Here is a 12,123-nt window from a genome sequence, read left to right as displayed (position 1 = left end):
CGACATCTTTAATTTTAATAACTTAAAGATTTAAGAAATATACTGCAAAAATGTTTAATTATTTAACCTCAACTCCTAAAAAGCGGGCTAAGGCTGCAGCTTGATATGTATCCACAATTGCCCCAACCAGTTCTTTGTAGGTGTCTGATAATACGATTCCATCAATACTGCTATCTCTAAAATCAATTCCTTTTAAAGGTGTTTTGAAAAAATCACAGTTGTTAAATGTTACCTTTTGAAGTTCAAGCTCTTTCAGTATACATTCTGCTAATGCAGCATTGCTAAAGTTAGAATTAGTTATTATAACCTTCTGAAGCTTTGAATGCTCAAAATTAGCGTAGGTAAAATTCCCATCGTTGATTAGCACATGCTTGATGGTTGAATTCTGAAATTTACTTCCCACCCCCTTGCAGGAGATAAATTCCACCTGATTAAAATAGCAGTTTTCAAAATTACAATTCGATATATCACAGTACTTGAAATAAACATTGGCAAAACCTGCTTTACTAAAATCACAGCTTACCAGCTTGCAATTGTCAAATTCAACGCAGTTATAATCTATACCTGACAGATCTTCTCCTGACAGATAATCTGATGAGAACTTTAAGCCTTCTGCCGATTGTTCCAGTGCTTGCAGTTCAATTATTTGATTTATAAGGGGACCCGCTTCTCTTAAGCTTGTTATTTTCGGTTCGTTTATCTTCATTCTTTTACCTTTTTATATCTCAAGTCAACTTAAGATATGTCCATTATTAATACTATAAATATTAATAACGTATTTTCCTTTCACAATTCTGCCTAAACTATCTTTCTGTTATTATAATATATATTAATCTATAATTACAGCTATAAAGTTCCTCCAAATATATTAAAGCTCTGCCGGTACCAGCAGAGCTTTTAAAGTTTCCGTTATTAAATATCTCTATATTATCATAGTGAATGTGACTAAAACGTCTCCCTTCTTATCCATAACACACTACAAACTGTTTTTCCTTCCATAGCTATTTCAGATTGGATAACCAATTCGGGACAGTTGGATTTAATTATCTTTATCACAAGCATTTTACTATAAAGCCACCGTTATTTGCTGTTTTTATTTTATAACGCTTCAAACATATTTAGCTTGTTGTATTCATTCTTCTGCGCCTGCCCATCTACTGGTTCTTTCACTGTTACGATTACCTGTGCATAGCGGGTAATCGGTTTTTCCGCATCATCCTGCACTTCTAATATCAGATTAAAATAATCCCCTGGCCTGGCATCCTTTGGAATTGTAAAACGAGTGCGGAAAAGCATTGGCTCCCATACACGCAGATCCTTTGCCAGCCCGGAGTAGTTACTGCCTTGATGATATAAATACCAACCTGCTCTTAAATTATCCCCATCCGGGTCCGAAGCACTCCCCTCAAGCAGCACAACTTCCCCAGCTGCTGCTGTTATATCCCCCTTTGCCACTTTGACAATGGGTGGATGATTGCACTCTTTAAAAGGTTTGACACACCATTCAGCACGAGCTGCCCACTCTTCCTGATATCCACGCAGGAACCGGTTAGGGGTGCCCTCACTTCCGGTGAAGAAATTGTAGCCCTCCTGGGGTCCTTTGCTGCCTTCAAAAACACGGCCCAGCAAAGTCCCATAATTCCCGTTCTCAAGTCCTCTTAACCCTACATCAAATAATAGAACATACGTCCCGCTGTCTCCCTCTCCCAGGAAATCATATGGATGAAAGGTTGTGTTTGGTATAGCATCAAATCCCCAGTTCAAAGACAGCTGCTTACCATATTGAAAGACCTCCGGCTCCCCTTCATAATAAGTCCCATCTCCGAAAAGACCGTACTTAGACATCAAAACACCATGGTTATACTTAATATTTTTCTTCAGCCATTCACTGTGAAAGGTCTCAATACAATCCTCCTGTTCACTAATTGGGGCCATAAAACCTCCATACATAAAATCCGTGCACAATATTTTTATGTCCGGGTAAAGTCCCTTTGCATGGTCTTCATAACTATTATCCTGCCCTACACCATTAAATACACCTAATATTCTGACTTTACGGCATACTAATTCGTAGATATCCTCCCACAGGTTCGTATTTTTGTATTCCTCCGCTATGGATAATAGTGCTCGCACAATCGTGTTCACACCACCCCAGGAAAGCAGGTACAGTATCCTTTCATCCTTATCCAGAATAGCTTCTTTTATGAGCTCTGAACCCTCTGTAGCTTCTCTGACATCCCCTTCAAAGGCAATATTTCCATACTTTGTGATACTAAGTAATCTTTCCGGTGAAGGAAAGTCCGGATGATTTTGCAGTAGGCTTGGATAGGCTAAGGTATATTCATTCGACCAAAGAGACTCTATCCAGCCAGCTTCAAAGGGCCGGTAGCTTTTTAGATTCTTTGCTTCGGGATCCGGGTGCGGATAGCCTATATGAGTCATATAGGCAGCTTCTCCCTGGCACCGGTAATTTGGATTTACTTCTCCAAGGGTATGTACTCCGTCTCCGTTAAAATGGAACTGTGAGGAGGTGTATACAATCCCATCCAGGTCGATTTCATTAAGATACAGGCAAAGATGAATCAATGAGTTCATATCATCACATTCCAGATCTGTCGTAATAATTGCTCGCGGTTTTGATTTATTCATATTTCTTCGCTCCTTTTATTTATCCCATATTCGATTGAGGTAATAGCAGACCCTGCAACCGTTTTTCTCTAACTGCCGGTCAAATATTCCATCCGGACTCAGCTTTCTCATGAAGCAAAAGCAGCCTCTGCCGCCGTTAAGCTCAAGATGTTTTTCAAACCCCGAAGCTTTCATGGCATCTGCCACAAAATCCATGTCCGGGCTGCGTCTTGCAAAAACAGGTCTACCATCTTTGCTGTCAGAAGCTGCTCTGGGGTCTTCATAAGGAACATAGAATTCCTCTCCCTCATTTTCATGACCCTCAAGAATATACTTCAAGGTCTCATAGTATCTGTCAACATAGTTTGCATCGTGAATTCCATTGCCGGCACAGAGAAGATCATAGGAATCCCGAAAGGACCTCCAGCGTTTGATATTACGGTAAGAATGCTCTACAGAAATCCTGCTGTCAAAGAAATTTCCGTTCAGCTCGTCACCGCAAAACAGAATGCGTGCTTTACGATCCAGAAACTGCAATGACCCGCTGCAATGTTCTTCTATATTGTAAACCTCCAGTTCACGGCCATTCAGGTTGATGACATCACCGTCCTTTAGGAAAACCACCGGATAATCCGCCGGGATATCCATCCCCTCAAAGCCTCCGAAGGGCTGGCATCTGCCCTCATAACTCTTTTGGGACATATAGACAACATCAAACAAATAGTTGTTGGCAGTATGATCAAAGTGATTGTGGGTATTGAAAAGGCGATACAAAGGTTTTTCGGACAAGGTCTGACAGAACTCTCTGATATTGCCGGCACCCATACCACTGTCAATTGCAATGATTTCATCATCCCCTTCAACCACATAGGTATAATCACCGTCACTGAGTACCTGCCATGTGCCCGGTGCTATCAGATTAGCCTTAAAGTATGGCTCATCCTTTGTCTGAAGATTTCCCTCCTCGTCCTCAATAAAAATATCACGAAAACGTGACATATCTAAAGGATCCATATTCTTTTTCCACCGCATAAAATTAACCTCCTGGATTTGATACAATTCCGCCTGCAAAGCTAAGTTGTTCAGAAATCAGTATTTTTACATTTGGAATACCTCTTTCCTTCACGTTATTGATCAGAATTGTATGTCTTAAACTGAGGTTATAATAAAACAGAGCAAACATCAAGCGATGTGCAGTTTAAAGCATTATAGGTAAATATATTCGCAGGAAAGTGAAACAAAAAAAGCACAAACAAAAAACCGCTCCACAACCAAAGTGATATGATATTTCGCCAAAGAAAACAGAATTAATAAAAATCTGTCACTTTGTAGGAATCATATCACGAAGTCATGTAACGGCTATTTTCATTTTATTCAAACTGTATACAAGAAGTATACAGCGGTCTTCCACAGTCTTTCCCTCCTGGCACAATGTACTGTCACAATACCTACGCACAGGTGTATTTAAGGTACCAGTGACTAGGAACGTATAAAACAATACTTATCTCTTTATAGAAAAAATATCCCAGCCAGTTCCTCTTCCTAATTCATAACTCTCAAAGCAAATATATATTTTACTCTTGCTTAGATAAAATTTATATTCCTTTAACTTACAGGACTTAATATAATCATAGGCCCCCTTTTCAAAATCATTACCGGAAGTAAGATATTTTTTAGCGGCAACCAATATATTTTTTTTAATTGTTACGGGATCTCCTGGGGCAACCTCCTTTAATTCAAGCTTTTCTCCACTCTTTAAATCAAAGGTATATCCGTAATCCGTTTGATTATAAACTCCGCCTGCATACCAGCCAGTTATCATATGCAAGCTAATGATGGAGTTATCGTTATAGGTCACCTTGCATTCTGTTTTATAATAATATTGCTCCTCTTCACTGTAAAATAAATTATTACTTATTGCTGTTTCTGCAGATTCCTTCAATCCTTTCGCATTCTCATCCTGCATAAAGGCCTTACTGTCTTTTGCTAAAACCTCATTGATTTTCTTTGCAGCCCTTGTATCCCCTTTCATAACAGGGTATTGAAAAAAGATTACGCCTCTTACTTTCCCATTATTATCTTTAAAAATCACCTTATCTTTTTTCATTGTGTATTCTGCTTTTATTGCTGTAGCAGCAAAAGCTGCCGGCCCTGTGCCTAATAAAAGGATTGATATAATAACAAAAAAACAGATTACGGGTTTAAATTTATAACTTCTCATATAAGAAACCTCTCTTTCTAAAGATTACAAAAAAGCCGTTACATTAGTCATGTAACGGCTTTACATTATTAATCCAGTGTGTAAGGCATAAGTGCAATATGTCTTGCTCTCTTAATCGCTACGGTAAGAGCTCTCTGATGTTTTGCACAGTTTCCGGTAATTCTTCTGGGAAGAATCTTACCTCTTTCGGATACGTATCTCTTTAACTTGTTTACATCCTTATAGTCAATTCCTGTATGGTTCTTATCCGCACAGAATACGCAAACCTTTTTTCTTCTACGAGTATTTCTTCTTCTCATAGGTGAATCGCCTTTATCATCTCTATTGTTTCTGTCATTTTTATTGTATGCCATGACTTGACCTCCTTATCCAATGAATAACTGATTATTCTCTATTCTTTATGCTTTAACTAAATGGCAGCTCCTCATCCAGTCCGTCAGGGATATTCATAAATCCATCGCCTACGGCTTGGCTGGGTGTCGGCCTCTGGGTCTGCTGATAGCCGGACTCGTTATTCGATGAACCTTTGCTCTCTGCAAATTCCTGTTCTTCTACTACTACATCCGTTGTATATACTTTCTGCCCATCTTTGTTAGTATAACTGCCTGTCTGGATTCTTCCTGTAACAGCAATCTTAGTTCCCTGTTTAAAATACTTTTCTGCAAATTCTGCACTTTTACCAAAGCTTACGCAATTGATAAAGTCCGCATCTGCTTCTCCGGGTCTTTTAAATCTGCGGTCTACTGCCAGGCTATATCTGGCAATTGCTGTGGAATTCTCCCCCTGGGAGTATCTAACTTCCGGGTCTCTGGTAAGACGACCCATTAAAATGACTTTATTCATACTAAGGAATACCTCCTTTTACTATGCGTCCCGTCTAATGCATAAGAATCTGATTACATTTTCCATAATGCGAATACGATCTTCAACTTCGCCTGGGCATGTTGAGTCAGCATCGAATTGGATAAAATAATAAAAGCCTTCTTTCATTTTCTGAACTTCGTAAGCTAATTTCTTCTTACCCCATTCATCAATGTTTGTAATGTTGCCGCCGAATCTTGTAATAAGTTCTTTAACGGCTTCCACTGTTGCGTTTCTGGCTTCGTCTTCGATTTTTGCATTTACAACTAAGGATAATTCATACTGGTTCATAGTTGTCTGCACCTCCTTCTGGTCTCTGGCCCTCTCTCGCTATTACCGCTGCGGTAATTGACAAAGTCGGATTCATGGAATCCCTTTGTATGGAAAGAGCAAGGAAAATTATTTATAACATATCACAAATATGTATTTTATCATATTTTGTAAAGCTTGGCAAGTTAATTTTACAATGTTGTGCTTTATTAATATGTGTACTAAATAATTAATAGCTTTACTGGTAATCATATAATGCAAATTTATAACTTCGTTTCCTCCCAGTTCCTTTCCTTGGAACAATCACGTAATATGTAAATAATACCAAATTACAGCAAAATTATCAATGGAATATACAAAGAAAGAGAACATCCGTTTTGATTATTTCAATCAAAGGATATTCTCTTTTTTATTTCTGGGTTTCGCCGCTAATAGAATCTTGGTTTAGTGTTTACATCTAACCAAAATAATCCCCCAGCACATTATCAACGGTTCTTATCCTGTCTTCAAGATATGCGTTGGCCCCACAGAATAGCAAGGCTTTCTGAATATTTCCTTTTGCTGCATTAATCAATGCTTCTGTTATACAATAAGGTGTTTCCTTTGGGTTGCAGGTCCTTATACAACCGTGGCAATGATTAACCGGAACCCTGCCAAGGAGCGTTTTTTCAATAAAATCATTCCTTATTGCTCTTCCTGGCATTCCCACAGGGCTTTTTACAATCATAATGTCTTCTTTTTTACAGTTTATATAGGCTTCTTTATAACGATAATCAGCATCACATTCCTCGGTGGTCACGAATTTGGTCGCCACCTGTATGCCCTTGACACCAAGAGAGAAATATTCTTCCATGTCCTGTTTATTCAGGATTCCACCTGCTGTAATGACCGGAATGTCTTTCTCATACTTTTCGCTGTATTCCTTTACAAGACTAACGATCTCTTCTATTTCTTTCTTGTAGGCACCCTCATCGTGGTTCTGAATCTCCTCTGCCGTAAAGCCTAAATGTCCTCCGGCTTTGGGTCCCTCAATAAGCACTGCATCCGGTGCGGTATTTTCTTTTCTGTCCCAGAGCTTTAGAAGTACTCTGGCTCCCTTTAAAGAGGATATAATGGGAATAATCTTTGTTTTCGTTCCCTTTACTAATGCCGGCAGCTCAGTGGGAAGACCTGCCCCGGAAATGATAATATCAATGCCATTCTTCACCGCTTCTTTTACATACATTTCATAATTCTTGGTGGCAACCATGATATTAACACCCAGGATACCTCCTTTGGCAGCCTGCCTTGCTCTTCTTATATGTTCTCCCACCATCCTTAAATTCGTTTCAAGGGGTTTCCTGTCATAATCAACTTCGGTAAAGCCTATCTGGGCAGTTGATATCACTCCGATTCCTCCTTTGGCAGCTACTGCACCTGCCAGAGAACTTAAACTAATGCCCACGCCCATTCCACCTTGTATAATCGGTAATTTAGCGGTAAGATCTCCTATTTTCAATGAGTGAAACATTGCAATTCCTCTTTTCTTCCTGCTGCTAACAGGCAAATTACAACAACCACGGCCTTGGCCGTTTTTGTCTGCTTCCTTTAGGAAATATTCCGGCTCATAGCAAAAGCTATTGCAAAAAACCGGAACCCGTTCACTTATACACCGGATTTCCTGATTTCTTGCAATAGCTTTATTCAGATAACCATTTCTTATTCGCCGCCGGGCAATAATTCTTCTTCATTGCTGCCCTTAGTTCCACATAACAGCCGCACTGTCTGCACATGCCGTTTAACAGCTGATCACACTGCCTGCAATGCTTTAACCGTTCTTCATACACATTAGGAGGCACCTTTATGTCTTCATCCAGATGGGCTACATATTCTTTCAGACTTTTGAAATATTCATTTTCCGGCATATCCTCCAGCAGACATTTTCTGCAAAAGGCTTTTGTATCTTCTGCCACACTTTTCTCCCTTGTCTTGTCTTTACTCTATTAAGATTCTCTATTTGTTGTATACAAAATCTACTGCTTTGTTTATCCATTCAGCGGAGGGATGTTTTTCTTCGTATTTCCAATCTCCGTTCACTACATGATTTCCAAGAGAGAGACCGTGGTGGCCGTGAGGATAGATATGCATCTCTGTTAACACCTTATTTTTAGCCAAAGCCGCCGCAAAAAACAGGGAATTTTCAACAGGAACAGCACCATCCTCCCAAGTATGCCATAGGAAGGTTCTTGGTGTATCCTTCGTTACCTGAGTCTCCAGACAGTTAAAAGCGATAAGCTCTGGGTCCTGTCTTCTCTCAGCCAGAAGATTGCTCATGGAACCCTCGTGGGTGTATTCACCGCTGGTAATAACAGGGTAGCATAATATCAGACTGTCCGGCCTTACCTCAGAAGCTTCCTTGCCAATTCCCTTCAGTATCTCTTCTTTGTTCCAGTGAACACCTGTAGATGCTGCTAAATGTCCTCCCGCAGAGAATCCGCAGACACTGACATTTGAGCTGTCTACATGATATTCTTCACTGTTTTCCCTTATGTATGCAATTGCCGTTAAAGCCTCACTAAGCGCTACAGGGAATCTGGCAGGTGCTGTATGGTATTTCAGGACAAAAGCACATATACCTTCCGCTGCCAGTCTGAGGGCCACTGCTTCACCCTCCCGCTCGGAAGTGTAGCCATAACCACCGCCCGGTAATACTAAAACTGCCGGATGTTTTCTGTCTATATCAATCTCAGAGAAATTATTCGGAATGTATCCCCATAATACAGCCGGTTCCTTTAATTCTCCAAACTCAAGTTTAATCTCCGTGGTAAAACACCTCATAAGTACCAATACCTTCCTTTCTAACCCAATCTGACTGTCAGTTTATAAACAATAATTTACTACATTATAGCACCAATAGATCAAACCCTCAATGGTTATACCGGAATAAAATATATTGCAGGAGAATCATTTCCCTCCACTGTTTAACCAACACAGAAAATCCTATAATAATCATATAATTTGACCTATATTTTTTTACCGTTATAAGTTAAAATAGGGACAATAAATATTTCTACAACGGAGGATACTATTTATGTTACTTGGTGCTTTAGAAGCCGGCGGAACCAAAATGGTGCTTGCAGTCGGCAATGAAAATGGTGAAATACTGGAACAAATCTCAATTCCAACAGAAACCCCTGACATTACCTTACCGAAAATCATAGATTACTTTAAGAAAAAAAAGATTGAAGCACTTGGTATTGGCTGCTTTGGTCCCATTGATCCTGACAAAACCTCGAAGACCTACGGTTATATTACATCGACACCTAAATTAGCCTGGATTGACTGTAATATTGTTGGCATCATGAAGGAAGGTCTTGGCATTCCCGTAGGATTTGATACGGACGTCAACGGCTCCGCACTGGGAGAAGCTACCTGGGGCAGCACAAGAGGTCTTGGCACCAGTATCTATGTTACCATTGGTACCGGTGTTGGTGTTGGTGTATATCAGAACGGAGGGCTTCTCCACGGTATGCTGCATCCGGAAGCTGGACATGTTCCTTTAGGCAGACATCCGGAGGATTCCTTTGAAGGTGTATGCCCTTATCATCCTAATTGTCTGGAAAGCCTTGCAAGCGGTCCTTCTATTGAGAAACGCTGGGGTAAGAAGGCTTATGAGCTGGAGCCTGCTCATAAAGCCTGGGAACTGGAAGCATATTATATCGCACAGGCTTTAGTAGGTTACATATTGCTTCTATCCCCTCACAGAATCGTATTAGGCGGCGGTGTTATGCACCAGACGCAGTTGTTTCCTCTGATCAGAGAACAGGTTAAAGCACAGCTGAATGGATATTTGAAAACTGCTCTTTTAGATGACATGGACAACTACATTGTTCCAGCAGCTTTAAAGGATGACCAGGGTATTATGGGATGTATTAAACTGGCATTATTAGAGCTTGAGTAAGATTTTAAATTAGTAAAAGAGCAAAAATTCTGTAAAATAAGACTTCTGTAAAATAATTAAAAAGAGTAGGGGCACAAGTTATATCACACTTGTGCCCCTAAATTTATACAGATAAACTTCTCTAAAGATTCCTTTTAATGTGTTTATTATAGTAATAAGAGTCACCGTATTAACGCCAGAAATCTCCTGCTCGCAAGTCAAAACTGCCGGATAGATAAGCTAAGGCTGGAACTTTTATTCCCGGAACAATTGTTTCGCCTCTTATCAATCCGGCAGTATTTTATTAGGTTTCCATAACCGTTATTTTCTTATCAATAAGTGACATCCTCTTCCATTTCCCCTGCTTATAGCGAACAACGCTGAACAGCCCTGTAATAAACCAGGTTAAACCGGAAGTATACCAGATACCCCAAATACCGATAAAAGGAATTGTAACTAATATAGCTGCAAAGCCTACCCTTCCGATTACCTCTACCAGACCAACCAGCATGGCATATGCTGCATCGCCGGCTCCGTTTAAGGTACCTCTGGCAACATAGATCATACCAAGAGGAAAGTAGAACAGGCTTGTAATCTTTAAAGCCTTGCTGCCTATACGGATAACCTCTGCATTATCAACAAAAAGCTGCATAATAGGTCTGCTTGTCAGCTGTATCAGTACGAGCATAAACAAGCTGAATACGGCAACCATAATAACACTCTTGTTAAAGCCTTTTCTTACCCGGTCTAGTTTTCTGGCACCGATATTCTGCCCCGCAAAGGTAGAAACAGCTGCACCCAGTGAATTAAACGGCTGCTGTACCAATTGCTCTATACGTCCGGCTGCTGTAAATGCTGCTGTTACATCTTTTCCGAAGGAATTGACAACACCCTGTAAGATAACGCAGGAAACTGCAATCAAAGCCGTCTGTGCTGCTACGGGAAGCCCAATTAAAATACTTCTCTTCATGATAAATTTATCAAATTTCATATCCTGCTTTTTGATACGGAAGTAGGGATTTTTAATGACAGCATAGATTCCGCAGGTGACCGCAGCCATAAACTGGGAAATCACCGTTGCTATACCTGCTCCTCTTACACCCCAATGGAATACGCAGACAAACAGCAAATCCAACACCACATTAAGAAGGCAGGCCATAATCAGAAATATAAGAGGGGTCTTGGCATCACCAAGGGCTCTTAATATTGCTGCCACTCCATTATATGCTGCTACTGCAATAATTCCTCCGCACATGATCCGCATGAAAGCTACCGAATCGTCAAGGATTTTAGGATCCGTATTTAACAAAACCAGTATCTGCCTTGCAAAGATTACACTTATACTGCTCATAAGAATACCGGCAGTCATAATAATATAAATTGCATTCGCAATGGTCTTCTTAACTTCCTTTTCCTGATTGGCACCAAAGTACTGGGAAATCAATATACCGATACCGGTTGACATACCAATACATAGTGAAAAGAATAAAAAATGCAGGGACGCTGAAGTTCCGGCTGCCGCTAAAGCATCGGACCCAACAAAATGACCTACAATAATAGAATCTATCAGATTATAAAACTGTTGAAATATGTTTCCTATTAGCATAGGAAAGGCAAACCTGATAAGCAGAGAGAACTCTTTTCCCTCTGTCATGTTACGTACATTTGAATTTGACATGTCTACTCCTCGCTGACTTTCTTATATTTCTTTGTAAACACCCGTGTTTTGGATCTGTTGAACCCAATATGAATAGTTTTTTGCATAAAGCAGGTTTATGGTACTGTCTGCTTCCTATAACTGCTCTCTTACAACATTGGATCCCGGGTGAACTGTCATATCTTTTGAACTTATATCAGCGAAAGTTTAACAATAATCATTCAGGTCTTCTGTATAACGAAGCATTATCCTGGATATTATAACACTAATTATATTTATTCGAAATGGTGTATCTTCTACCAATAATGTATTCCCATGTTATAAATTCTCCTGGTTTTCGTCTTTTCTGATTAATTGCCGTAAATTCTTTTCTACCAGTTTTCTCGGTATCATAATTTGATGACCGCAGCCTTGGCATTTCAGTCGGAAATCCATGCCAATACGAAGTACCTCCCAAAGAGAGCTTCCACATGGGTGCTGTTTTTTTAATTTCACTACATCTCCTACTTTAATATCCATTTATGTTCCAACCTTTCCCGGGTGATTCTTTCTATTTATTACACCCAA

General features: G+C 39.9%; 13 protein-coding genes. 1 reads left to right on the top strand and 12 read right to left on the bottom strand.

From position 1 onward, the window contains the following. Window positions 1–58 precede the first annotated feature (58 nt). From BR73_RS0103370 to BR73_RS0103325, 10 genes are all read right to left on the bottom strand, one after another. Window positions 59–706, bottom strand: coding sequence for a pentapeptide repeat-containing protein (locus tag BR73_RS0103370; protein WP_033164402.1), 648 nt, complete (start codon window positions 704–706; stop codon window positions 59–61). Window positions 707–1,098: 392 nt separating this feature from the next. Continuing rightward, entirely contained in the window at window positions 1,099–2,649 is a 1,551-nt protein-coding gene (locus tag BR73_RS0103365; protein ID WP_033164401.1) for a nucleoside hydrolase-like domain-containing protein, read from the bottom strand. A gap of 15 nt (window positions 2,650–2,664) precedes the next feature. Next, window positions 2,665–3,660: an MBL fold metallo-hydrolase gene (locus BR73_RS0103360; protein WP_033164400.1), complete on the bottom strand. Its 996-nt coding sequence runs from the start codon at window positions 3,658–3,660 to the stop codon at window positions 2,665–2,667. Window positions 3,661–4,129: 469 nt separating this feature from the next. Continuing rightward, the gene (locus BR73_RS0103355; protein ID WP_033164399.1) at window positions 4,130–4,849 is read right to left on the bottom strand and encodes a DUF4163 domain-containing protein; all 720 of its coding nucleotides are present in this window, start codon (window positions 4,847–4,849) and stop codon (window positions 4,130–4,132) included. Window positions 4,850–4,917: 68 nt separating this feature from the next. After that, entirely contained in the window at window positions 4,918–5,202 is a 285-nt protein-coding gene (gene rpsR / locus BR73_RS0103350) for a 30S ribosomal protein S18 (protein WP_033164398.1), read from the bottom strand. Window positions 5,203–5,254: 52 nt separating this feature from the next. Beyond that, window positions 5,255–5,692 (bottom strand): single-stranded DNA-binding protein, encoded by a 438-nt coding sequence (locus tag BR73_RS0103345; RefSeq protein WP_033164397.1) that lies wholly within the window; start codon window positions 5,690–5,692, stop codon window positions 5,255–5,257. Between the two features lie 21 nt (window positions 5,693–5,713). Further along, complete coding sequence (gene rpsF / locus BR73_RS0103340) at window positions 5,714–6,001, bottom strand: 30S ribosomal protein S6 (RefSeq protein ID WP_033164396.1); 288 nt, start codon at window positions 5,999–6,001, stop codon at window positions 5,714–5,716. Between the two features lie 436 nt (window positions 6,002–6,437). Then, a complete protein-coding gene (locus BR73_RS0103335; protein ID WP_033164395.1) occupies window positions 6,438–7,490 on the bottom strand; it encodes a nitronate monooxygenase family protein in 1,053 nt (350 codons plus the stop codon). A 169-nt stretch (window positions 7,491–7,659) separates the two neighbouring features. Beyond that, window positions 7,660–7,932: a DUF6171 family protein gene (locus tag BR73_RS0103330; protein ID WP_033164394.1), complete on the bottom strand. Its 273-nt coding sequence runs from the start codon at window positions 7,930–7,932 to the stop codon at window positions 7,660–7,662. Window positions 7,933–7,972: 40 nt separating this feature from the next. Beyond that, a complete protein-coding gene (locus BR73_RS0103325) occupies window positions 7,973–8,797 on the bottom strand; it encodes an alpha/beta hydrolase (protein WP_033164393.1) in 825 nt (274 codons plus the stop codon). Window positions 8,798–9,050: 253 nt separating this feature from the next. Here BR73_RS0103325 and BR73_RS0103320 point away from each other — a divergent pair, with 253 nt between their 5' ends. After that, the gene (locus BR73_RS0103320) at window positions 9,051–9,920 is read left to right on the top strand and encodes an ROK family protein (RefSeq protein ID WP_033164392.1); all 870 of its coding nucleotides are present in this window, start codon (window positions 9,051–9,053) and stop codon (window positions 9,918–9,920) included. A gap of 283 nt (window positions 9,921–10,203) precedes the next feature. Here the strand turns inward: BR73_RS0103320 and BR73_RS0103315 are convergent, their stop codons facing one another. Both BR73_RS0103315 and BR73_RS0103310 read right to left on the bottom strand, forming a co-directional pair. Continuing rightward, window positions 10,204–11,577: an MATE family efflux transporter gene (locus BR73_RS0103315; protein WP_033164391.1), complete on the bottom strand. Its 1,374-nt coding sequence runs from the start codon at window positions 11,575–11,577 to the stop codon at window positions 10,204–10,206. Between the two features lie 297 nt (window positions 11,578–11,874). Then, on the bottom strand, window positions 11,875–12,075 hold the full coding sequence (locus BR73_RS0103310) for a DUF951 domain-containing protein (protein ID WP_033164390.1): 201 nt from the start codon (window positions 12,073–12,075) through the stop codon (window positions 11,875–11,877). Between the last annotated feature and the right edge of the window lie 48 nt (window positions 12,076–12,123).

This window comes from Clostridium sp. KNHs205 (assembly GCF_000702945.1).
Taxonomy (GTDB): Bacteria; Bacillota; Clostridia; order Lachnospirales; family Lachnospiraceae; genus Anaerocolumna.
The sequence above is the reverse complement of the archived record's forward strand: the minus strand, read 5'-3'. Positions and strand labels throughout refer to the sequence as shown.